Raw genomic sequence first — 22,479 nt, forward strand, 5'->3', positions numbered from 1 at the left:
ATGCGAATGCGTTCTCAGCGAATCGTCGCGCCGGACTCGGCTGAACGAGAGAGCGGCGTGGAGCGCGCATTCGTCACGCTCTCGATCGCGGCGAGTACTTGCGGCACATCGGGTGGCGCGCCCTCTTCGCCGACCGAAATGGAACGCCCCGGATCGTCTACGCCGAAATGTTCGCGCGAGGTCGCGGCGAACAGCATGACCGTGCGACGCTGCAGCGCATGCGCGAGATGCACGAGCCCGGTGTCCGTGCCGACAACGAGTTCCGACGCCTGAATCCAGTGCGCGCATTCGACTACGGATAGCTTCGGCAGAACGACGGCGCCCGGCACGAGCGCTGCAATGGCTTGCGCTTCGCCCTGCTCGCGTTCCGTGCCCCACGGCAGCGCGATCGAGTAACCACGTGCGGCGAGCCAGCGGCCCACCTCGCCCCAATGCTCCTTCGGCCACTTCTTCACATCTGCCGACGTCGCGTGAAAAAGCATCGCAAAACGCGCGTCACGCGGAATATTCAGTTCGCGTGTGAGAGCCGGAAGGCGAATGTTGTAGTCCGGCGTGTCGTCGAGTTGATAGCCGAGTGCGTCGGCGACACTCACGCGCATGCCGCGCCACGCGTCGGTGAGCGGCCGAGGGCCGAAGCGCGCGTTGTACGCGAACGCCGCGCCGCGCTCGCCGAGATCCTGATTCTGGTAGCCGTAGCGCCGCCGCCCACGGGCGATGAACGCAATGATCGCGCTCTTGTACACGCCGTGAATATCGACGATAACGTCGTACTTCTCTGCCCGCAACTCGCCGATCGACGCCGCGATCTCCTTGAGATCGTTCCAGCTGCGCGCCTTCTTGAACTTGCGCAGCGGTGCGCTCAGCACGCGGTCGACGCCCGGATTCCAGCGGATGATATCGGCGAAGGCGGCGTCCGCTGCCCAGTCGATTTTGGCGGACGGAAACGCGCGCCGCAGATCGGACACGACCGGGAGCGTCTCGACGATATCGCCGAGCGACGTGACTTTGACGATCAGAATTCGCTTCATGGATGGTACGGGAATGCTCCGGTGCATGTTTCGGCACAGCAACACGCTGTGCCAGGACCGGAAAACCAGCGATTCTAATGAATTTGAGACAAAGGCACTGTCAGCGTTTGTAAGCGTCGTGCGTAAGCGGACGCGGCGACGGTTCCAGAATAGTCCAATCGGGCATGCCCGTCGCCGCGCGCGATGACGATCAGAGCGAGCGCGCCGAGAAGGTGTCGCACTGGCCGACGTCGCCCGACGACATGCCGCGCCGCAGCCAGCGCTGGCGCTGCGCGCTCGTGCCGTGCGTGAACGCTTCGGGCACGACACGCCCTTGCGACTGCTGCTGCAGACGATCATCGCCAATCGCGGCAGCCGCGTTCAGCCCTTGCTCGAAATCGCCCGGTTCGATCAGCTTCGCGTTGTCGCGTTGCGCGACCGCCGCCCAGACGCCCGCGAAGCAGTCCGCCTGCAACTCGACGCGCACCGACAGCCCATTCGCCTGCTCGCGCGTCATCCGCGAGCGCGCCTGATCGACCTTACCCATGATGCCGAGCACGTTCTGCACGTGATGCCCGACTTCATGCGCGATCACGTACGCCTGCGCAAAGTCGCCGCCCGCGCCGAAGCGGTCGCGCAACTCGCGATAAAACGAAAGATCGATATACACCTTGCGGTCGCCGGGACAATAGAAGGGGCCCATCGCCGACTGTCCCGTACCGCACGCGGTCTGCGTCGCGCCCGAGAACATCACGAGCCTGGGCGCCGGATAATCCTGATTCAATTGCGCCCGGAAGATGTGCTGCCACGTCTGTTCCGTGTTGCCGAGCACGCGGCGCACGAACACGGCGCCGGGATCGTTGGCGGGCTGCGCGTTGCGCGGCGCGGCCTGTTGTTGCGGCGCGTTGCCCTGCAAGACTTGCGCGCCGTTGATGATCGTCATCGGATTGATGCCGAAGAAATACGACGCTGCAAGCGCCACGATGATCGTCCCGATGCCGAGCGACCCGCCGCCGATGCGCAAGCCGCCTCCGCCGCGCCGGTCTTCTACGTTCTGACTTTCTGGCTGGTCATCGAGGCGCATGATGCTTCTCCTACCCGCGCGGTGCGCGTGGTCAAAAGCCATTATGGTACCCGCGCCCGCCGCACGTCTCGTGCCGCTTCAACGTAAAAGTTGTTTCTCAGCGCTTCATCGTGCGGCGTGCGATCAGTGCGGTCGATTGTCGCGAAAGCGTGTGCGCGCTCGTGCCGCACTGCACTATGCCGTCGCCCCGAAATAATCGAGGAATCAACCTCATAGCACCGCTAACCCCTTGAAACCGCGGCATTTGCGCGCAATGCACATTCACTGACGCAGCGCAACACTTTCTCGAAATAGCGCTAAGCTCCGCCCCGTTACACGTCTGGTGTGAACTTCAAGGCACAAGTCATCATGCATTCGACTCCCGAAGCACTCGATCTGGCGCGGATCCAGTTCGCGTTTACCGTCTCTTTCCACATCATATTTCCTGCGCTTTCCATCGGACTCGCGAGTTTCATCGCGGTGCTCGAGGGCGCCTGGCTCAAAACCGGCAAGCCGGTCTACAAGGAGCTGTGTCTTTTCTGGTCGAAGGTCTTTGCTGTCGCATTCGGCATGGGCGTCGTGTCGGGCGTCGTGATGGCGTACGAATTCGGCACCAACTGGGGCGGCTTTTCGAGCTTCGCCGGTCCCATCACCGGGCCGCTGCTCACGTACGAAGTGATGACCGCCTTCTTCCTCGAAGCGGGCTTCCTCGGCATCATGCTGTTCGGCTGGAACAAGGTGGGTCCGAAGGCGCACTTCGGTGCGACGCTGATGGTCGCCATCGGGACGATCATCTCCACGTTCTGGATTCTCGCGTCCAATAGCTGGATGCAGACGCCGCAGGGCTTTCGCATCGAAGGCGACCATGTGGTGCCGGTGGACTGGTGGGCGATCATCTTCAACCCGTCCTTCCCGTACCGGCTCGCGCATATGGCGATTGCGGCGTTCATCGTCGCGGCGCTCGTCGTCGCCGCTACCGGCGCGTGGCATCTGCTCAAAGGCCGGCGCGATCCGGCCATCAGAAAGATGTTTTCGATGTCGCTCTGGCTGCTGCTCGCATTGACGCCGGTCCAGGCGCTCGTCGGCGACGCCCACGGCCTGAACACGCGCGAACATCAGCCGGCCAAGATCGCGGCGATCGAAGGCATCTGGGACACCGAGAAAGGCGGCACCGCGCTCAATCTCTTCGGCATTCCCGACATGGAAGCCGAAACCACGAAGTACGCCGTATCGATTCCGCATCTCGGCAGCTTGATCCTCACGCATAGCTGGGACGGCGAGATTCGCGGACTGAAGGAGTTTCCCAAGCAGGACCGCCCGAATTCGACGCTCGTGTTCTGGAGCTTTCGCGTGATGGCGGGTCTCGGCGTGCTGATGATCGTGATGTCGGTTGCCGCGTGGTGGCTGCATCGCAAGCGCAGGCTGTTCGATGCGCGCTGGTTCCATCGCTTTGCACTGGCGATGGGCCCGACCGGATTCATCACGCTGCTCGCGGGCTGGGTCACGACCGAAGCCGGGCGCCAGCCGTGGGTCGTGTACGGCGTGATGCGCACGGCCGATGCCGTGTCGCCGGTCACCGCGCAGCAAGTCGGCGTGTCGCTGCTCGCGTTCGTCATCGTCTACACGATCGTGTTCGGCACCGGCATCTACTACTTGCTCAAGCTGCTGCGTCACGGTCCCGCGTTGCCGGGGTCGCACACGCCCACATCCGACGGCAGCGCGCGCCGGCCGCTCAGCCTTCCGCATCAGTCCATCGAAGGAGCCTAAGTATATGGACCTCACACTCGCCTGGGCCGCGATCATCGCGTTCGGTCTTTTCCTCTACGTGGTGCTCGACGGCTTCGATCTCGGCATCGGCATTCTCTTTCCGTTCTTCCCCGACCAGCGTGATCGCGACGTGATGATGAACACCGTCGCACCCGTCTGGGACGGCAACGAGACCTGGCTCGTGCTCGGCGGCGCGGGACTCTTCGCCGCCTTCCCGATGGTCTACTCGACCGTGCTGTCCGCGCTTTATCTGCCGCTCGTGCTGATGCTCGTGTGCCTGATCTTCCGCGGCGTGTCGTTCGAGATCCGCGCGAAGGCGCAGCGCACGAAGCCCATGTGGGATCTCGCGTTCATCGGCGGATCGGCGGGCGCGACCTTCTTTCAGGGCGTGGCGCTCGGCGCGTTCCTGGGCGGCATTCCCGTCGCCGATGGCCGTTTCGCCGGCGATCCCTTCGGCTGGTTCTCGCCCTTCTCGATCTTCACGGGCGGCGCGCTCGTCGTCACGTATGCGCTGCTCGGCGCGTGCTGGCTGATCGCGAAAACCGAAGGCGATCTGCAGCGGCGGATGTATCGCGTGGTATGGCCGCTGACGCTTTTGCAGCTCGCGACGATCGCGGTGGTCAGCGTCTGGACGCCGCTGCAGGATGCGGGCATCGCGTCGCGCTGGTTCGATTCGCCGCTGTTCTACCGCCTGCTGCCGGTGCCGGTGCTCGTCGCGGCTTGTGCATGGGCGATGCGCCGCTCGATTCAGTCGCGTCACGAGAAGCGTCCGTTCGCGGTGGCGCTCGGCTTCGTGCTGCTCGGCTACGCGGGACTCGTCGCGAGCATTTCACCGCACGAGATTTTCCCCGGCGTGTCGATCTGGGACGTGGCCGCGCCCCGTTCGAGCCAGCTCTTCACGATCATCGGCGCGGCGGTGATCCTGCCCGTGATCGTCGCTTATACGACGTTCGGTTATTGGGTCTTCAGGGGAAAGGTACGTCATGGCGAACATCATTACCACTGAACGCGCACGGAAGATTTTCTGGTTCGTCGCGCTGTGGATGGCGGGCGTCGGCGGCACGATGCTGCTCGCGCTCCCGTTCAAGTTGCTGATCCGGGCGGGAGCCGCGATTCACTGACGCGCGAAGCCCGCCCGCTCAGAACCACGCCGCCGCGATCAGCCCGCCCACGATCCCGAACACCACCACCGCGGCCGCCACGAACGCGAGCACGCGTGGAGGAAACGACCGCGCGAGCATCGCGAGCGACGGCACGCTGACGGGCGGCAGCGTCATCAGGAGCGCGCCGGCCGGGCCCGTCGCCATGCCGAGCGACAGCATCGCCTGAATGATGGGCACCTCGCCCGCCGTCGGAATCACGAAAAGCGTGCCCGCGACGGCAAATGCGGCGATCCACAGCATGCCATTGCCGATATCCGGCCCGATGTGCGGAAAGAGCCACGCGCGCGCCGCGCCGAGCAGCAGCACGAGCACGATGTACTCCGGCACGAGCCGCAAGGTCATGCGGCCGAGGATCTTGACCCAGCGGGAGAACGCAGTGCCGGGCTCGTCTTCTTCGATCAGCTTCGCGAGCGCCTGACGCGACGCTGCCGCCTGCGCCGGCGTCACCATGCGGTTCACCGCGTAGCCAAGGCCGAACACCATCAGAACGCCGAGCACGAGGCGCAAACCGGTCCATTGCCAGCCGAGCACGAAGCCCATGAAGACCAGCGCCGCCGGATTGAGCACCGTATTGCCGAGCCAGAACGCGACAGCCGCGCCCGGCGCCGCCTCGCGCGCGCGCAGGCCCGCGACGACCGGCGCCGCGCAGCACGTGCACATCATTCCCGGCAAGGACATGAGGCCGCCATTCACGACGCTGCCGAAATTGTGCTCGCCGAGCGCCCGCGCGACCCAGCGCGGCGGAATCAGCGCCTGCACCGCGGAGCCGAGCAGCAGGCCGAGCACCATGGCCTGCCAGATCGCTTTGCCGTAGGCCATCGCGTAGTCGAGCGCAGCTTGCCATGAAGGTTCCGGCGCGCTGGCGGACGTGCCCATCAAAATTGACTTACCGATCGAATGCTGGCTCGCCGCGACGAACGCGCGGTTGTAGTAGGGAAACCATTTCACGTAGAAGAGGCCTGCGACGGCGATCAGCAGGAACACCATCCAGCCGAGGGCGACGCGCGGTTGTCGGAGCGTGGTCATAATTTTTTGTTTCGTGGGGTGAAAATGGGTCAGCCGAGCGCGGGCGTCGTCTCGGCAAGTTGCGCGAGAAGGGCCTTCGCCTGCTCGATGTTGTCGGCGTCGTTCGGACGGAACAGCACGTGCGCCGCGTGCGGCAATTGCGTGTAGAGCGCCTGATTGCTGCGCCGGTACGCGGGATCGTAATGGTGGTCGATCAGTTCGGCAAAGAGCGCGGCGCGCGCGTTCTCATCGATCAGCCGATGCCAGTGCGCCACGCGCTCGCGGCTATGCAGTGCGACGAGCTTCGTCAACTGCGCCTTGAAGAACGCGGGATCGTCGAAGAGATGGCCGTAGTCCTGCAACAGAAACGCGATGCGGTCCTCGCGGCGCGCTTCCACCTGCACGCACGACGCCACGTGCAGATTGTCGAGCACGGCATCGGGCATCGTGATCGAGCCGATGCGCCGCCCTTCCGCCTCGACGAAAACCGGCTTGGCGGGATCGAAACCCGAGAGCGCGTGCACGAGCGCCGAATCGAATGCTTTTTGCGACGGCTGCGCGCGCCCCGGCAGCGCGCCGAGCAGCGATCCGCGATGCGCCGCGAGCGCTTCCAGATCGAGCGTCTGCGCGCCCGCCGAGTCGAGCGCCTGCAATAGCCGCGTCTTGCCGCTGCCGGTATGGCCGATCAGTGCGATATAGCGAAACCGCCCGGGCAGCGTGCCGAGCCGCTCGATCACGTCGCGCCGGTAGCTTTTGTAGCCGCCGTCGAGTTGGCGCGCCTGCCAGCCGATCATGTTGAGCCACGTCGTCATCGAGCCCGAGCGTTTTCCTCCGCGCCAGCAATAGACGAGCGGCCGCCAGTTGCGCGGCTTGCCGGCGAAGATCGTGTCGAGATGCGTTGCGATGTTGCGCGCGACCATCGCCGCGCCGACGCGCGTCGCCTCGAACGGCGACACCTGCTTGTACATCGTCCCGACGATCACGCGCTCCTCGTTGCTGAGCACGGGCGCGTTGATCGCGCCGGGAATGCGGTCTTCGGCGAATTCGAGCGGCGTGCGGACGTCGACGATTTCGTCGAAATCGCTCAGACGATCGATGGAAACGAGCAGGTTTTTCACGGGCTGCGGGCGGGTTTTGGCTGAATCAAGCGGAAAATTATCGCATGCAGGCGGATTTCGGCCCGACGGCGCATTTTTGAGCGCGGCGCGGCGCGCGCGAAGCGGCTAAAGTGCATCAATCGATCCATCCGGGGGAAGCGATGAGCTATCACGAGACGATCGGCGCGCGCCGCTACCGCTTCGACGATCTGAAGACGCTGCTCGCGCGTGCCAGCCCGCGCCGCTCCGGCGACGAACTCGCGGGCGTCGCCGCGGCGACGGAGGAAGAGCGCGTCGCCGCGAAAATGGCGCTCGCGCAGGTGCCGCTCGCCGCGTTTCTCGACGAGCCGCTCATCCCCTATGAAGACGACGAAGTCACGCGCCTGATCGTCGATACGCACTCGCGCGAGGCCTTCGCACCGATCGCGCATCTGACCGTCGGCGAATTCCGCGAGTGGCTGCTCGCCGACAGCACCGACACCGCCGCGCTCGAAAGCATCACCATGGGCGTCACGCCGGAAATGGCCGCGGCCGTTTCCAAGCTGATGCGCAACCAGGACCTGATTCTCGCTTCCAGGAAGCGCCCGGTCGTCACCCGCTTTCGCACGACCATCGGATTGCCCGGACATCTGTCGGTGCGCCTGCAGCCGAATCACCCGACCGACGATCCGAAGGGCATTGCCGCATCCATGCTCGACGGCCTCCTTTACGGCTGCGGCGATGCGGTCATCGGCGTGAATCCCGCCTCGGATTCGCCCGCCGCCATCGGCAAGTTGCTGGCGATGATGGACGACTTCCGCCAGCGCTACGACGTGCCGATGCAATCGTGCATTCTCACGCACGTCACCAACACGCTCGCGGCGATCGAGCAAGGCGCGCCCGTCGATCTCGTGTTTCAGTCGGTCGCGGGCACCGAGCGGGCGAACGCGAGCTTCGGCGTATCGCTCGGGCTGCTGGAGGAAGCGCACGATGCGGCGCTGTCGCTTCGGCGCGGCACAGTTGGCGACAATGTCATGTACTTCGAGACGGGACAAGGCAGCGCACTGTCGGCGAATGCGCATCACGGGCTCGATCAGCAAACGTGCGAAGCGCGCGCATACGCGCTCGCGCGGCGCTTCAGACCGCTTCTGACGAACACGGTGGTCGGCTTCATCGGCCCGGAGTATCTTTTCGATGGCCGGCAGATCATCCGCGCCGGACTCGAAGATCACTTCTGCGGCAAGCTGCTCGGTGTGCCGATGGGCTGCGACATCTGCTACACCAATCACGCCGAAGCGGATCAGGACGACATGGACACGCTGCTCACGCTGCTCGGCGTGGCGAACGTCAACTTCATCATGGGCGTGCCGGGCGCGGACGATGTCATGCTCAACTACCAGAGCACGTCGTTTCATGACGCGCTCTACATCCGCCGCGTGCTGAACCTGAAGCGCGCGCCGGAGTTCGAAGCATGGCTTGCGAAGATGCGCGTCACCGATGGTCACGGCAGCCTTCTCGCGGCGCCCGCGCAACCTCTGCTCGAATGGATCGACTCATGACGGACGCCGACGCATGGAACGCGCTGCGGCGCTTCACCAACGCGCGCATCGCGCTCGGCCGCGCGGGCAGCAGTCTGCCGACCGCGCCCTTGCTCGCGTTCGAACTGGCGCATGCCCAGGCGCGCGACGCGGTGCATCAGCCGCTCGATACGGCCGCGCTGGGCGCGACACTGCGCGCCGCCGGTTTCGAGACGCTGGACGTGCAAAGCGCCGCGCCGGATCGCGATCATTATCTGCGTCGCCCGGATCTCGGCCGCATGCTCGACGAGGCGAGCGTTGCCCGTTTGAGCGCGCACTCCGCCGCGACCGACGATCCGCCCGAACTCGTCTTCGTCGCCGCCGATGGCTTGTCGGCTTTTGCTGCGCAACGTCATGTCGCACCGTTGCTTATGTGTCTGCGCGGAACATTCGACGGCTGGAAGGTGGCGCCCGTCGTGATCGCGACGCAGGCGCGTGTCGCGCTGGGCGATCGCATCGGTGAGCTTTTACGGGCGAGGATCGTCGTCGTGATGATCGGCGAGCGGCCGGGACTCAGTTCGCCCGACAGCCTCGGGCTTTATGTGACTTACGCGCCGCGCGCCGGGCGCCACGATGCCGAGCGCAACTGCATCTCGAACGTGCGGCCCGAAGGACTCGATTACGAGAATGCGGCCTTCAGGCTGATGTGGCTGTTGAATGAAGCGCGCAGGTTGAAGCTCACAGGTGTCGGTCTGAAGGATCATAGCGGCTCGTTACCCGCGCGGGATGATGGGATTGTTGAGGGTTAGGTTTTTGTTTCGCCGGATCCCGTTTTCGTATTGGTTTATTAGCACTGCCCCTGTGCGGGGCAACGCCAATAAACCACAAAGAAAACGGGATCCGGCGAAAAAAACCAGCCATCCACGGCAATCTCGCTGGCCGAGCAAAAAAAACCGAAGCGTCGTCAAACCCGCAACTTCCGATACAACGTCGTACGCGAGATGCCGAGCGCCCGCGCCGTCGCCGACACATTGCCCCCGTGCGCCCTGAGCGCCGCGGCCACCGCGCTCGCTTCGATATCCACGAGACGCGCCCCGCTCACCGGCAGCGGCGCGTCTTCGATCAAACCGCCTTCACCGAGCTCATCGAGAAAATCATGCGGCAGATGTTCGACACCGATATGCGTGTCGTGATCGTCGAGCATGGCCGACGCGGTGCGCAGCACATTGCTCAATTGCCGGAAGTTGCCCGGCCACGGATGACGCGCGAAGAGCGCGAGCACGTCGTCATCGATGCCGACGATGCGGCCCGCGAAACGCTCGTGGCGCAGCATCTCGTCGACGACCGCGCGCAGATCCGTCCGTTCCGCGAGCGGCGGCAGCGTCACCGAAAGGCCATTGATTCGGTAATACAGGTCCTCGCGAAACGTCCCCTGCGCAACGCACTCACGCAACCGGCGGTTGCTCGCGCAGACGAGCGTGAAATCGACCGGCACCGCGCGCGCCGCGCCGAGCGGCTCGACGACGCGTTCCTGCAGCACGCGCAGCAAGCGGCTTTGCATCGCGAACGGCATATCGCCGATTTCATCGAGGAAGAGCGTGCCGCCGTTCGCCTGCACGATCTTGCCGATCGCGCCGCGCTTCGCCGCGCCCGTGAATGCGCCCTGCGTATAGCCGAAAAGCTCCGATTCGATCAGCGTCTCCGGCAACGACGCGCAGTTCACCGCGACGAACGGCCCCGTGCGGCGCGGCGAATCGCGGTGAATCGCGCGTGCGAGCATTTCCTTGCCGGCGCCCGTCGGCCCGCCGATCAAAATGGCGATGTTCTTGCCGATGACCTTCCGCACGCGCGCCACGATGTCGTTCATCTGCGCGTCGCCGGTGCAGAGATCGGCGAGGCTCGACCCGCTTTGCTCGCGCACGGCCATCGCGGTTGTCGCAGGCGACACGCTGGATGCCGGACGCGCATGAAATTCGATACTCGCGAACACCGCGACGCCGCTATGCAGTTCGAGACGGCACGGTGCGTCGCCCGCGCACGCGATCAGCGAGTCGACGCGCTCGCCGAACAGCGCCTCGAGCGTCTGTGAGCGCAGATGCGCCAGTTCGAACCCGAGCTGGAATTGCGCGCTGCGGTTCGCGCACAGAAGGCGGCCGTCGAGATCGAATACGGCGAGGCCCTCCATCAGCGTGCCGATAAACTCGGGCCGGCTGTGAAAGCGGATGCGCAACCCGTCGCCGAACGCGCTCGCGATCAGGCGGTTCTCAATCATCTGCCCGGACATCTTCACGAGCGCCATCGTGTGCTGGTGATAGCCGCGCCGGTCGCCAGTCACATCGAGGACGCCGGAGAGATTGCCGTGCGGATCGAGGATCGGCACGCTCGAACAACTGAGGAAATGATTGGCGCGCAAATAATGCTGGTCGCCATGAACGGTGACGGCGGTGCGCTCCGCGATCGTCGTGCCGATGGCGTTGGTGCCCTGATGCGCTTCACTCCACACCGCGCCCGCCCTCAGCGCGACTTTTTCGGCACGGGCGAGAAAATCGTCGTCGCCGAGCGAATGCAGGATAAGACCGCTCGCATCCGTCAGCGCGATCATGCTGTGCGTATTGGCGATCTGCGCATACAGCGTTTCCATCACCGGCAGTGCGTGCGCAAAGAGCGCGCGGCTCTCGCCGACCTTGACGGCGAGTTCCGCGCCCGACAGCACGGCGTAATCCGGGCGCATCGTCTCGCACAACCCGAATGTGGCGGAGCGCTCGTGCGAATGACGGATGACGTCGCATTGCGCAGGCTGCAAGGCCGCGCCGATGGCATGCTGCATCGCCTCCTCCTTTCCGGTTCACTGTCGCTCGCTTGTCTCTCGCGGCAATGTAACACCGTCGCGGCGTGCGGGTCGATGCGAGGAAGCACGCAGACGCGCCCGCACGGCGTTTCCGACGTTCCCGGCGCTACAGCACGAGCGAACCCGCCGTGATCGCGATGACCAGGAACACGACGAACAGGATCAAGAAGATGAAGAAAAAAATCTTGGCGATGCCCGCCGCGCCGGATGACACACGTGTAAAACCGAAGAAACCGGCGACGACGGAAATGATTGCGAACAGGATGGCGAGCTTCAGCATGACGAGTCCGTTGTGTGTTGAACTGCCTTCAGCGTGCAAGCTGCATGCCATGACGGTCATCGTCGATTTTTGTCGCGTGCGACGAGAAAATTCGACAGTTAGTTGCGCATCGGCTCAGAAAAAAGCGGGCAGCGAACTGCCCGTCTGAATAGCGTTCTCAGCGTACCGCCCGCGCCCGAGTGTCGGCGGTTGCTGCGACGGTCGCACGCGCGGCAGTGGCTACCGGCGCCGGCTGTCGCGTGCCGAGCCACGTCGCGACCCGACGGTGCGCGTGCGGCACGGCGAGCAGCGCGCCGATCGCGATGGCATCGGCGGCAAGGCCGGCTGGCACGTTGACGAGGCCATCGGTGAGGGTGAACAGGATCGAATCGACGACGAGCGAGATCACCGTCCCCGCAACGAAGGACACCATGCCGTCACGCCCCAACGCGCCGACCCACGGCAAACGACGCGCCACGGCCTTGACGACGCCGTAACGCGCCAGATTCGCTGCAATCCACGCGATGGCCAGGAAATTGACGACGCGCGGTCCGGCCAGATCGCGCTTGAAAGCGCTATCCAGCACGGGCGGCAGCACGAGCAGCTTGTAGTACGCCATGCCCGCGATCAACGCGACCGCGCCCGCACTCACGATCCAGCCGAAGCGGTTCGTGCTCACTCGCCGGTAAACCGGCTGGCAGCGCGCCAAAACGCCCAGCACGAACATCAACTGCCACGCGGCGGGATTGAAATCCCACAGGTTGTCATCGACGGACGGCATGTATTCGCCAATCTGCGATGCGAAGGCCCACAACGCGAGGCTCAGACCCAGCAACAGCCAGGGCTTGCTGCGCGCGAGCGGCAGCATGAGCGGCACGGCGAGCGCGAAGAGCGCGTACATCGGCAGAACGGCGGCAAGATACGGCTGGCGCTCGAATGTGAGAATCTGCGCGATCGACGAAAGCGGCTGCGACATCAGGCTGTCGAGGTCATGCAGCGCGAGATTCGGCGCGTGGCCGAAAAACGGCCGCAGCAGGAAGGACGCGACGAGCATCAGCGAGGCGGTGACCAGAAACGCGCGATAAAGCTCGAACGCGCGTTTGAGGAAGCGCACGCGGGCCACGCTTTCGGAGCGTCGCTGCGCGAGCGACCCATACGCCGTCGCCGTGGCGAAACCGCCGAGGAACACGAAGACTTCGGCGGCGTCGTTCAGCGCGAACGAATGAAGCGTGAAGCGCGACACCATGCTGCCGCCGATATGATCGACGACGATGATGAGCAACACCAGTCCGCGGAAGAAGTCCAGCTCGACGAGACGTTGTGATTTTCCCTGCATGCGGCTTGAGTTCGGTGTGTCCTGGCGACAGGAAGTTGGACGGCGGCCACGGACACGCGGCACGAAAGCATAGGAGTTTACCCGTAAATGCGGCGGCGCATCATCAGAACAGGCGCAAATAATCGTTTTAATTCCGGTATTTGCGACCGATAACGACCACAGCGCGACGACGGGTGGGCTTGTCACCGCGGCTTGAGCATCACGATTTGCATGAAGTTTTCAAGTTCCTTTCACTATCGGCGGCGATCAGGCTAATATCTCGCCCTCACCTGTCGAATCATTCCCCGGACCATGGACTATCTCGTCGCCCTTCTCGCCGATCCCGCCGCCTGGGCCGCGCTCGCAACGCTCGTCGTCATGGAAGTCGTGCTCGGCATCGACAACCTGATCTTCATTTCCATCCTGACCAACAAGCTGCCTGCGGCGCACCGGGAGCGCACGCAGCGCATCGGCATCGCGCTCGCGCTCGTCATGCGGCTCGGGCTGCTCGGCACCGTCGCGCTGATCGTGCGGCTCACAACGCCCATCTTCGAAGCGTTCGGTCACGGCTTCTCATGGCGAGACCTGATTCTCATCGCGGGCGGCGCGTTTCTCGTCTGGAAGGCGACGACCGAAGTCCATCACCACGTTACGCACGACGACGACGGTCATGCCGGCGCCGAATCGGCCAAGTCGCTGACGCCGCTGTCGGCGATCGGCCAGATCCTGCTGCTCGACCTCGTGTTTTCCATCGACAGCATCGTGACCGCGGTCGGCATGACCGAGCACATTCCGATCATGTTCGTCGCGGTGATCGCCGCCGTGACCGTGATGCTCTTCGCCGCAGGCCCGCTGTCGCGCTTCATCGAGCGCAATCCGACGATCGTGATGCTCGCGCTCGGCTTCCTGCTCGTAATCGGGATGACGCTGATCGCCGAAGGATTCGGCACGCATGTGCCGAAGGGCTACATCTACGCGGCGATGGCGTTCTCGGCGCTGGTCGAGGGGCTGAACATGCTGTCTCGCCGGGCGAGGGGACGACGAGCCCCGGGCCCGCGATGAACGGCGCCCTTGCTCGCGAACGCGGCTAGCGCTCACCCGGCGCCGTGCGCGGGAGCGCCTGTTGCGCCATCGTCCTGCCCGCCGGACGAGTCACGCTGAACGGCGCATCAGAAAGGTAATTCGCGCTGCGGATTGTCGGGCGCGGCGTCCTTCGCAGCCGGCAGCGGTTGCGCGCGCAGCCAGCGCGCGATCGCATCGACGACATGTTGTCGCCCGGCGTCGTCGAGCGCCTTGCCTGCCGCGATGCCGTGCCACTTGGCGAGGCACGTACGGCAGCACGTCGCCGTCGCGTGCTGCGCGATGAACACCGGATGCCCGCGAAACGGCGTCTGCTTGCCGTCGTTCAACGGCGCTTGCGGCGCGAGCCGCTTGCCGATCAACTCATGCGCCTGCGCGATCACCGTGTCGACGCCCTTTTCCCGCAGATATTTCCCCTCGCGCACGCCGAGCGCGAAACGCCGCCGGAAAGCCGATTTCGCGAGCGCGTCGAACACGGTGTCGAGGTCGCGCATGGCGTGATCAGTCCTTCGCGTAGAGCGTCGAATCCGCGAAGCCGTCGGCGGCCAGCACGCGGCCGACGAGAATCATCGCCGTGCGCTCCACGCCCGCCGCACGTACTTTCGACGCAATCTCCGCGAGCGTTCCTTCGATGCGCGTCTCGTCCGGCCAGCTCGCGCGAAACACGACCGCCACCGGACAATCCGCGCCGTAGTGCGGCACCAGGTCCGCGACGATGCGCTCGATATGCCGCACGCCGAGATGGATCGCGAGGGTCGCGCGATGACGTGCGAGATCCGCGAGACTTTCCCCTTCCGGCATCGACGTTTTCGTCGCGTAGCGCGTGAGGATCACGGTCTGCGAGATGCCCGGCAACGTCAGTTCCCGCTTCAGCGCCGCCGCCGATGCCGCCGTCGCCGTCACGCCCGGCACGACTTCGTAGGGAATCGCGAGCGCGTCGAGCCGGCGGATCTGCTCGCCGATCGCGCCGTAGAGCGACGGATCGCCGGAATGCACGCGCGCCACGTCCTGCCCGTTCGCGTGCGCGTCCTGCAACAGCGCGACGATGGCGTCGAGGTCGAGCTCGGCCGTGTCGATGCACTTCGCCGCGCGATGCCCGTCGAGCACGTCCTTCGGCACGAGCGAGCCGGCATAGAGAATCACGGGACACGTGCGGATGAGCCGCTGTCCCTTGACGGTGATGAGTTCGGGATCGCCCGGCCCCGCGCCGATGAAATAGATCGTCATGTTTCCGATGTGTCGATTGAGTCGAGCCAGCGCAGCAGCGCGTCGCGCGCGCTCGCGGCGTCGTCGAACGTTCTGTGCGCGTCCGGCAGCGACGGCCGCGTGAGCATCACGACCGGCAAGCCGCGTTCGCGCGCGACGGCGAGCTTCGCTTCGGTCGCGCGGCCGCCGCTGTTCTTGCTGACGACCACATCGACGCCCGCCGCGTCGAACAGCGCGCGCTCGCCTTCGAGATCGAACGGGCCGCGCGCGTCGATGATCTTCGCGCGTTCGTTGCCCGGATGCGCTTCGAGACAGCGAACCGTCCAGCGCTGCGACGCGGGAATTTCATGCAGATGCGCGAGCGCCTCGCGCCCGAGCGTGAAAAGCGGCCGTTGAAATGCCGCGATACGCGCCACGATTTCGCGCCAGTCGGCGGCATCGCGCCAGTCGTCGCCCGGCTGCGGCTGCCACGCGGGACGTCGCACCGCCCAGAGCGGCACGTCCGCGAGCGCACAGGCGGCGTGCGCGTGACGGCTCATCTGCGCGGCATACGGATGCGTCGCATCGACGACGAGCGCGATGTTCTCCGCGCGCAGATAGCGGGCAAGTCCGTCGATGCCGCCGAAGCCGCCGACGCGCACCGTGCACGTCAGGTCGCCCGGCACGCGCCCGAGGCCCGCGAGACTGTAGACATGCGCGGCGGGCAGTTCGCGCGCGATGGCGAGCGCGTCGCCGGTGCCGCCGAGCAGCAGCACGCGCTTCGAGTTTCCCGGCATTTCCTTACGCATGACTCGTCACGGCTTGCTCGCATGCAACAGCGTGATCGGCAGCGCCTGACGCCACGTATCGAAGCTGCCGAGCGGCTCCGCCTGCGCGACACCGATGCGCGTCAGCTCGCCGCCATGCCGCCCGCGCCATTCGACGAGCGCCGCCTCGCTTTGCAGCGTCACTGCATTGGCGACGAGCCGCCCGCCCTGACGCAGGCGCGCCCAGCACGCATCGAGCACGCCCGGCACCGTCAATCCCCCGCCGATGAATACGGCGTCAGGCGCGGGCAGGCCGTCGAGCGCGTCGGGCGCCTCGCCCTTCACGAGCTGCAGCGCGGGCACGCCGAGCGCGTCGCGGTTGTGCTCGATGAGACGCTGCCGGCTTTCGTTCGCTTCGATCGCAATCGCGCGGCACGCGCCATGCGCGCGCATCCATTCGATACCGATCGAGCCGCAACCCGCGCCGACATCCCACAAGAGTTCGCCCGGTTGCGGCGCGAGGCGCGCGAGCGTCACGGCACGCACGTCGCGCTTCGTGAGCTGGCCGTCGTGACGATAAGCGTCGTCGGGCAGGCCCGGCGTGAGCGGCGGACCCGCGTGCCCGGCGTGCGTGCGGCATTCGATCGCGACGAGATTGAGCGCGGCGACGAGGGGCTCGCGCCAGTCGTCGGCACGTTCGTCGATGCGGCGCTCCTCGTCCCCGCCCAGATGCTCGAAGACGGTCATGCGGCTCGCGCCGAAGCCATGCGCGGTCAGGAGCGCGGCCACGGCGGCGGGCGTCGCGCCGTCGGCGCTCAGCACGAGCAGACGCACGCCGCGATGCAGGCTCGCGAGCAGCGACGCGACCGGCCGCCCGACAAGCGATACGCACACGGCATCCTGCAGCGCCCAGTGCAAACGCGCCGCCGCGAACGACAGCGACGACGGCGCGGGAATGACGCGCATTTCGCCGTTGGCGACTTCACGCGCGAGCGTCGCGCCGACGCCAAAGCACATCGGATCGCCGCTCGCGAGCACGCATATGCGGGTCTTGCCGTCGCCGCGTCCGGCGAGCACGGCGTCGAGTGAAAAGGGTTTAGGCCACGGCACACGGCTCGCGGCAATGCGCGCCGGCAGCAACGCGAGATGGCGCTCGCCGCCGTGAATCGACTGGGCGTCGAGCAGCGCGCGGCGCGCGACGCGGGACAGGCCGTGCCAGCCATCTTCGCCGATCCCTACCACGGTCAGCCAGTTCGACATGCGCGGCCTCCTTCATGCGATTTGGAATGCGCTTCGGGCGGCGGCCCTGAAGCGCCTGGATGGTCGATAAAAGCGGGCATAATACAGGTCCGTCGGTGCCCGGAGTCGAAGAGACCCAGGGCCTAAGAGGGAACACAGAAAACTGTGGCTGCCCCCGCAATTGTACGCAGCGAGTCCGCGCTCCACTGCCACTGGTTTCTACCGGGAAGGCCGGCGCGAATGAAGACCTGCCAGCCAAGAGACCTGCCGACTCACCGCATTCGCGCGACGCCGACCGGGCGGGGTGTACCGGTTCGCTCATGACGCGCGAAGCCCAACGGGTCACGCTTTTGACTTCATTCGACCGCTCATCGCTCACGACCGCGCCGCGCGCTTTTGCGTGCCCGGGCCTGATGCGCATCGTGCCCGCGCGGGACGGCGGCCTCGCGCGCCTGCGACTGGCGGGCGGCGTGTCGAGCGCGCACGCGGCGCGGGCCGTTGCGCGGGCGGCGCGCGAATGCGGCTCCGGCGTGATCGAGGTGACCAATCGCGCGAATCTGCAGTTGCGCGGCATCCGCGACGACGCCCACGCCGCGCTGATCGACATTGCGCTCGAGGCGGGCCTCGGCCCCTCGACGGCCGGCGCCGACGACATCCGCAACGTGATGCTCAGTCCGCTCGCGAGCGACGACACGCGCGCGCTCGCCGATCGGATCATCGACGCGATGCAGGCCGACGCATCGCTTCATGCGCTCTCGCCCAAGTTCGCGCTGCAACTCGATGCCGGCGAGCGCCTCGCGATGCTCGATCATCCACACGACCTGTGGCTTTGCGCAATCGACGATGGCGCGCGCTTCGCGTTCGGCTTCGCGGGCACGATGCGGCAGCGTCCGTCCGGCGCGATTCATCGCAGCGATGTGGTGACGTTCGTGTCGGGCGTGCTGCGCAGGTTTCTCGCGCTGGCCACGCCAGAAGAGCATCGTATGCGCGATCTGCTCGCGCGTATCGGCGTCGCGCGCTTTCTCGAAGCATTCGATGTCGATGCAGCCGTTCAGAACTGGCGACGCGGACCCGCCGATGCATCGCTGCGCCTCGGCGCCCACGCGGAGCCGTTTCGCGCGACGTGGTACGCAGGCGCGCAAACACCCCTCGGACGCCTCGACGCGACCACGCTCGAAGCCCTCGCCGATATCGCCGACACGCAAGCCGAAGGCCGCCTGACGATGACGCCGTGGCAAAGCGTGCTGATACCCGGCATCGCTGCGCATGACGCGCATGACGTACTGCAGCGCCTTCACGCGCTCGGCCTTGCGATCGACCCGCGCGAACCGCTCGCGCGCCTCATCGCGTGCGCGGGCTCCGAAGGCTGCGCGAAAAGCCGCGCCGACACCAAAGCGGACGCGCATCGCCTCGCTTCGCTTCTGCCTTCGGATGAAGGCGAAGTGCATCTGAGCGGCTGCGAGCGTTCGTGCGCGGCGGCGCATCCGGTCCCGGTGACGCTCTATGCAGTCGCGCCGGGGCGCTATGACCTACATCGCGGCGCACGAACCGTTGCGCACGATCTGACCATCGAAGAGGCGGCCGGACGGCTCGCCCGGAGCCATGCCGATGCCTGACTACATCCGCGACGGAGCGGAGATTTATCGCCAGTCCTTTGCGACGATCCGCGCCGAAGCCGACCTCGCCGCCATTCCCGCCGATCTTGAAAAGCTCGCGGTGCGCCTGATCCATGCGTGCGGCATGGTCGATATCGTGAGCGATCTGCGCTTCTCTTGCGGTGCGGGCATCGCCGGCCGACGCGCGCTCGCAACCGGCGCGCCGATCCTGTGCGATGCGCGCATGGTCGCCGAAGGCATCACGCGCGCGCGGCTTCCCGCCGATAACCGTGTCGTCTGCACGTTGAGCGATCCATCGGTTCCCGAACGCGCCCGCGCGATGAACAACACGCGCTCGGCCGCCGCGCTCGAGTTGTGGCGGCCGCATCTCGAAGGCGCGATCGTGGCGATCGGCAATGCGCCCACCGCGCTCTTTCATCTGCTCGACATGCTCGATGCCGGCGCACCGAAACCCGCGCTCATCCTGGGCTTTCCGGTCGGTTTCATCGGCGCGGCGGAATCCAAGGCGATGCTCGCCGCCGATAGCCGCGGCGTGCCCTTCGTCGCCCTGCTCGGCCGCCGCGGCGGCAGCGCGATGGCGGCAGCGGCGGCGAACGCACTTGCTTCGGAGGCCGAATGATGCGCGGGCATCTCTTTGGATTGGGCGTCGGCCCGGGCGATCCCGAGCTGATCACGCTGAAGGCGCTGCGCTTGCTCAAGTCAGCTCCCGTAGTCGCTTATTTCGTCGCGAAGGGCAAGAAGGGCAATGCGTTCGGCATCATCGAATCGCATCTCGACGATACGCAGACGCGGCTGCCGCTCGTCTATCCGGTGACGACCGAGGCGCTCGAACCGCCGCTCTGCTACGAGACGATCATCAGCGCGTTCTACGACGAAGCCGCGCTCACGATCTCCGGTCATCTCGAAGCCGGGCGCGATGTCGCGGTGATCTGCGAAGGCGATCCGTTCTTCTACGGCTCGTACATGTATCTGCACGACCGTCTCGCCGGACGCTTCGATGCGCATGTGGTGCCCGGCGTATGCTCGATGCTCGGCGGCGTCGCGGTGCTGGGCGTGCCGCTCGTGTATCGCAACCAGAGTCTCTCGGTGCTGTCGGGCGTGTTGCCGGAAGACGATCTGAAGCGCCGTCTCGAAGCGGCGGACGCGGCCGTCATCATGAAGCTCGGCCGCAACTTCGAGAAGGTGCGGCGCGTTCTCAGCGAGCTCGGACTCGATGAACGCGCGCTATACGTCGAGCGCGCGACGATGGCCAATCAACGCATCGTGCCGCTCGATGAAGTCGATCCGATGGCGTCGCCGTATTTCTCGCTGCTCGTCGTGCCGGGGAAGAAATGGCGCGCGTGAGCTCTTCCATGCCGATGGCGATCGTCGTGCTCGGTGCGGGGGCGCTCGACACGGCGCGGCGCATTCAGGCGAAATTCCAGCAATCGCGCGTGCATGGCCTCGCCCGCCGCGTGAACGCGGACATCGCGTATGACGACTTCGGGGCGCACGTGCGCGCGCTGTATGCATCGGGCACGCCGGTCGTCGCGCTGTGCTCGGCGGGCATCGTGATTCGCGCGCTCGCGTCATCTCTTGCCGACAAGGGCGCCGAACCACCCGTGCTCGCCGTTGCACAGGATGGCAGCGCGGTCGTCCCGCTGCTCGGCGGCATGAGCGGCGTGAACGTGCTGGCGCGCGAAATCGGCACTGCGCTCGGTGTCGCGCCCGCGATCACGACGAGCGGCGAACTGCGCTTCGGTCAATGTCTGCTCGCGCCGCCCGAAGGTTACGCCCTCGCGGATATCGAGCAAGGCAAGCGCTTCGTGTCCGGTCTGCTCGCGGGCGACGCCACGCGCATCGAAGGCCACGCGCCCTGGCTCGACGATGCCGACCTGCCCCGCGCCGACCATGCGCGTTTTGCCGTGCGCATCACGCCCTTCGCTGCGCACGATGATGACAATCTCGTGATCCATCCGCGTTGCGTGCTCGCGTGGATCGGGCATGTATCGCCCGATGACGATGTCGCTGAACGCATGCGTGCGGTCATGCGCGCGCAGGGACTATCGCCGCTTGCGCTCGCGGCCCTGGCAGCGCCTGTGCGTTACATGACGACGCGATCACTGGAAGACGCCGCGCATGCCTTGAATGTGCCCCTGCGCTTTTGCGATGCCGCGCCATTCGACGCCGGCGATGCGCCGCGCATCGCATTGCACGTAAGCGATGCGCCCATCGACGCGCAATCGATCGGGCGTGCGCGCGGCACGCTGACCGTGATCGGACTCGGCCCCGGCAGCGCGGAACTGATGACGCCGGCCGCACGCGCCGCGCTCGTCGCAGCGCAAGACGTGCTCGGCTACGAAACCTATGTGCGCATGGCTGGTCCTTTCCGTGACGATCAGCGCGTGCACATGACCGACAACCGCGAGGAACTGCAACGCGCGCGTCACGCCTTCGAACTGGCGAGCGAGGGACGGCGCGTGGTCGTGGTGTCATCGGGCGATCCGGGCGTCTTCGCGATGGCCGCCGCCGTGCTCGAAGCACTGGACGAAGGCCACGCGGCGCATCCCGAATGGAGCGCGGTGAAACTCGCCATCGTGCCGGGCGTGTCGGCATCGCTCGCGACCGCCGCGCGTGCAGGCGCGCCGCTGGGCCACGATTTCTGCGTGCTGTCGCTGTCGGATAACCTGAAGCCGTGGAGCGTGATCGAGAAACGCATCGCGCATGCGGGCGAAGCCGATCTCGTGATGGCGTTCTATAACCCGCTGTCGAAAGCGCGGCCGTGGCAATTCGATCGTGCGATCGGCATCGTGAAGCGTTATCGCGATCCGCACACGCCCGTCGTGCTGGGAAGAGACATCGGACGCCCGGCTGAAGCGTTGCGCGTCGTCACGCTTGGCGAACTGAAAAGCGAACTCGTCGATATGCGGACGATGGTGATCGTCGGTTCATCGACCACGCGTGTAGTCGGTGATTGGGTCTATACGCCGCGATGGTATGAGTAATCATCGCCTTCGCTCAGCGCATCGGCGGTGATGTATCGTGCGCCCCAGTCATGCGCGAGTGCCTTGCCGCGTCCGGCTGGAATCGAACCCTCTTCGAAATCGACGACGACGATCTCATCCGCCGACGCCGGCGCCTGCGGCTTTTCATTCGTGCGCCCGTCGGTCAGCACCCACAACCAGCGCCGTTGCGACGGTCTTTGTCTTGCCGCGCGTTCGAGCACCGTGGCGGCGCTCGCCAACCCGAGCGTAAGCGGCGTGCCGCCACCGCCGCCGATCGGCGCGACCCAGCGTTCATTGAACCAATGCGCCACGCCCGGCTGCCGACGCACTTCGGCACGCCCGCCGCCGAAGCACACGAGCGCGATCTTCGCGCGCTCGCGATAGGCCCGATCGAACAACGCAACGAGCATGCCTTTCGCGCGCGCAAGCCGCTCGCCCGCGAGCATCGAGCCGGAGCAATCGAGGAGAAAGCAATGCAGCACCGCGCCCTCGCCCTGCGTGCGTCGATAGCGAAGATGCCGCGCCTCGAAACGCATCGACCGCTTCGCGCGCAACGTGGACAGCCAGTCGATCGACGCGCTCGCGTCA

22 protein-coding genes and 1 riboswitch are annotated in these 22,479 nt (G+C 65.9%); of the genes, 10 read left to right on the plus strand and 12 right to left on the minus strand.

Going from position 1 to position 22,479, the window contains the following annotated elements:
- Window positions 1–14: 14 nt before the first annotated feature.
- A complete protein-coding gene (gene waaC / locus NCT32_RS17985; RefSeq protein WP_061115666.1) occupies window positions 15–1,028 on the minus strand; it encodes a lipopolysaccharide heptosyltransferase I in 1,014 nt (337 codons plus the stop codon).
- A 190-nt stretch (window positions 1,029–1,218) separates the two neighbouring features.
- Window positions 1,219–2,091, minus strand: coding sequence for a neutral zinc metallopeptidase (locus NCT32_RS17990; protein ID WP_061115665.1), 873 nt, complete (start codon window positions 2,089–2,091; stop codon window positions 1,219–1,221).
- Window positions 2,092–2,439: 348 nt separating this feature from the next.
- Between NCT32_RS17990 and NCT32_RS17995 the strand changes: the two genes are divergently transcribed.
- Genes NCT32_RS17995 through NCT32_RS18005 form a run of 3 tightly spaced genes read left to right on the plus strand, consistent with a single transcriptional unit; the run spans window position 2,440 to window position 4,958 of the window.
- Complete coding sequence (locus NCT32_RS17995; protein ID WP_061115664.1) at window positions 2,440–3,837, plus strand: cytochrome ubiquinol oxidase subunit I; 1,398 nt, start codon at window positions 2,440–2,442, stop codon at window positions 3,835–3,837.
- 4 nt (window positions 3,838–3,841) lie between these two features.
- Entirely contained in the window at window positions 3,842–4,843 is a 1,002-nt protein-coding gene (gene cydB, locus NCT32_RS18000) for a cytochrome d ubiquinol oxidase subunit II (protein WP_061115663.1), read from the plus strand.
- On the plus strand, window positions 4,821–4,958 hold the full coding sequence (locus tag NCT32_RS18005) for a hypothetical protein (RefSeq protein ID WP_250477438.1): 138 nt from the start codon (window positions 4,821–4,823) through the stop codon (window positions 4,956–4,958). The genes cydB and NCT32_RS18005 overlap by 23 nt, the downstream gene beginning before the upstream one ends.
- Window positions 4,959–4,976: 18 nt before the next feature.
- Here NCT32_RS18005 and NCT32_RS18010 read toward each other — a convergent pair whose 3' ends face one another.
- Together NCT32_RS18010 and mnmH are read right to left on the minus strand one after the other, a co-directional pair.
- Window positions 4,977–6,029, minus strand: coding sequence for a permease (locus NCT32_RS18010; RefSeq protein WP_061115662.1), 1,053 nt, complete (start codon window positions 6,027–6,029; stop codon window positions 4,977–4,979).
- Window positions 6,030–6,055: 26 nt separating this feature from the next.
- The gene (gene mnmH / locus NCT32_RS18015; RefSeq protein ID WP_061115661.1) at window positions 6,056–7,123 is read right to left on the minus strand and encodes a tRNA 2-selenouridine(34) synthase MnmH; all 1,068 of its coding nucleotides are present in this window, start codon (window positions 7,121–7,123) and stop codon (window positions 6,056–6,058) included.
- Window positions 7,124–7,263: 140 nt separating this feature from the next.
- Here mnmH and NCT32_RS18020 point away from each other — a divergent pair, with 140 nt between their 5' ends.
- Window positions 7,264–8,640 carry an ethanolamine ammonia-lyase subunit EutB gene (locus NCT32_RS18020; protein WP_061116051.1) on the plus strand — a complete coding sequence of 459 codons (1,377 nt, stop codon included), beginning with the start codon at window positions 7,264–7,266 and terminating at the stop codon, window positions 8,638–8,640.
- A complete protein-coding gene (eutC, locus tag NCT32_RS18025; protein ID WP_061116052.1) occupies window positions 8,637–9,407 on the plus strand; it encodes an ethanolamine ammonia-lyase subunit EutC in 771 nt (256 codons plus the stop codon). Before NCT32_RS18020 ends, eutC begins: the two co-directional genes overlap by 4 nt.
- A gap of 155 nt (window positions 9,408–9,562) precedes the next feature.
- On the opposite strand, the gene NCT32_RS18030 is transcribed toward eutC, so the two are convergent.
- The 3 genes from NCT32_RS18030 to NCT32_RS18040 form a co-directional block, all read right to left on the minus strand.
- Window positions 9,563–11,425: a sigma-54-dependent Fis family transcriptional regulator gene (locus tag NCT32_RS18030; protein WP_061115660.1), complete on the minus strand. Its 1,863-nt coding sequence runs from the start codon at window positions 11,423–11,425 to the stop codon at window positions 9,563–9,565.
- A 127-nt stretch (window positions 11,426–11,552) separates the two neighbouring features.
- The gene (locus NCT32_RS18035) at window positions 11,553–11,726 is read right to left on the minus strand and encodes a DUF1328 family protein (RefSeq protein ID WP_086960659.1); all 174 of its coding nucleotides are present in this window, start codon (window positions 11,724–11,726) and stop codon (window positions 11,553–11,555) included.
- A 157-nt stretch (window positions 11,727–11,883) separates the two neighbouring features.
- Window positions 11,884–13,041: an OpgC domain-containing protein gene (locus NCT32_RS18040; RefSeq protein ID WP_061115658.1), complete on the minus strand. Its 1,158-nt coding sequence runs from the start codon at window positions 13,039–13,041 to the stop codon at window positions 11,884–11,886.
- A gap of 291 nt (window positions 13,042–13,332) precedes the next feature.
- On the opposite strand from NCT32_RS18040, the gene NCT32_RS18045 reads away from it, so the two are divergent.
- Window positions 13,333–14,082, plus strand: coding sequence for a TerC family protein (locus NCT32_RS18045; RefSeq protein ID WP_061115657.1), 750 nt, complete (start codon window positions 13,333–13,335; stop codon window positions 14,080–14,082).
- Between the two features lie 107 nt (window positions 14,083–14,189).
- Here NCT32_RS18045 and NCT32_RS18050 read toward each other — a convergent pair whose 3' ends face one another.
- Genes NCT32_RS18050 through NCT32_RS18065 form a run of 4 tightly spaced genes read right to left on the minus strand, consistent with a single transcriptional unit; the run spans window position 14,190 to window position 17,312 of the window.
- Window positions 14,190–14,594, minus strand: coding sequence for a DUF4186 domain-containing protein (locus tag NCT32_RS18050; RefSeq protein ID WP_061115656.1), 405 nt, complete (start codon window positions 14,592–14,594; stop codon window positions 14,190–14,192).
- 7 nt (window positions 14,595–14,601) lie between these two features.
- Window positions 14,602–15,327 carry a precorrin-4 C(11)-methyltransferase gene (gene cobM, locus NCT32_RS18055; RefSeq protein ID WP_061115655.1) on the minus strand — a complete coding sequence of 242 codons (726 nt, stop codon included), beginning with the start codon at window positions 15,325–15,327 and terminating at the stop codon, window positions 14,602–14,604.
- Window positions 15,324–16,082 carry a cobalt-precorrin-6A reductase gene (locus tag NCT32_RS18060; protein WP_061116050.1) on the minus strand — a complete coding sequence of 253 codons (759 nt, stop codon included), beginning with the start codon at window positions 16,080–16,082 and terminating at the stop codon, window positions 15,324–15,326. The genes cobM and NCT32_RS18060 overlap by 4 nt, the downstream gene beginning before the upstream one ends.
- A gap of 18 nt (window positions 16,083–16,100) precedes the next feature.
- On the minus strand, window positions 16,101–17,312 hold the full coding sequence (locus NCT32_RS18065; protein ID WP_061115654.1) for a bifunctional cobalt-precorrin-7 (C(5))-methyltransferase/cobalt-precorrin-6B (C(15))-methyltransferase: 1,212 nt from the start codon (window positions 17,310–17,312) through the stop codon (window positions 16,101–16,103).
- A 76-nt stretch (window positions 17,313–17,388) separates the two neighbouring features.
- Window positions 17,389–17,578, plus strand: a riboswitch (cobalamin riboswitch).
- A gap of 33 nt (window positions 17,579–17,611) precedes the next feature.
- Here NCT32_RS18065 and cobG point away from each other — a divergent pair.
- The 4 genes from cobG to cobJ are packed head-to-tail and all read left to right on the plus strand — an operon-like array spanning window position 17,612 to window position 21,891.
- A complete protein-coding gene (gene cobG, locus NCT32_RS18070) occupies window positions 17,612–18,907 on the plus strand; it encodes a precorrin-3B synthase (protein ID WP_250477439.1) in 1,296 nt (431 codons plus the stop codon).
- Window positions 18,900–19,526, plus strand: a complete 627-nt coding sequence (locus NCT32_RS18075; RefSeq protein WP_061116048.1) for a precorrin-8X methylmutase — start codon at window positions 18,900–18,902, stop codon at window positions 19,524–19,526. Before cobG ends, NCT32_RS18075 begins: the two co-directional genes overlap by 8 nt.
- Entirely contained in the window at window positions 19,523–20,251 is a 729-nt protein-coding gene (locus NCT32_RS18080) for a precorrin-2 C(20)-methyltransferase (protein ID WP_061115653.1), read from the plus strand. The genes NCT32_RS18075 and NCT32_RS18080 overlap by 4 nt, the downstream gene beginning before the upstream one ends.
- Complete coding sequence (gene cobJ / locus NCT32_RS18085) at window positions 20,239–21,891, plus strand: precorrin-3B C(17)-methyltransferase (RefSeq protein ID WP_061115652.1); 1,653 nt, start codon at window positions 20,239–20,241, stop codon at window positions 21,889–21,891. Before NCT32_RS18080 ends, cobJ begins: the two co-directional genes overlap by 13 nt.
- On the opposite strand, the gene NCT32_RS18090 is transcribed toward cobJ, so the two are convergent.
- Complete coding sequence (locus tag NCT32_RS18090) at window positions 21,867–22,427, minus strand: VWA domain-containing protein (RefSeq protein ID WP_086960656.1); 561 nt, start codon at window positions 22,425–22,427, stop codon at window positions 21,867–21,869. The genes cobJ and NCT32_RS18090 overlap by 25 nt on opposite strands.
- Window positions 22,428–22,479 lie beyond the last annotated feature (52 nt).

Source organism: Caballeronia sp. INML2, from assembly GCF_023631365.1.
In the GTDB taxonomy this organism is placed as follows: domain Bacteria; phylum Pseudomonadota; class Gammaproteobacteria; order Burkholderiales; family Burkholderiaceae; genus Caballeronia; species Caballeronia turbans.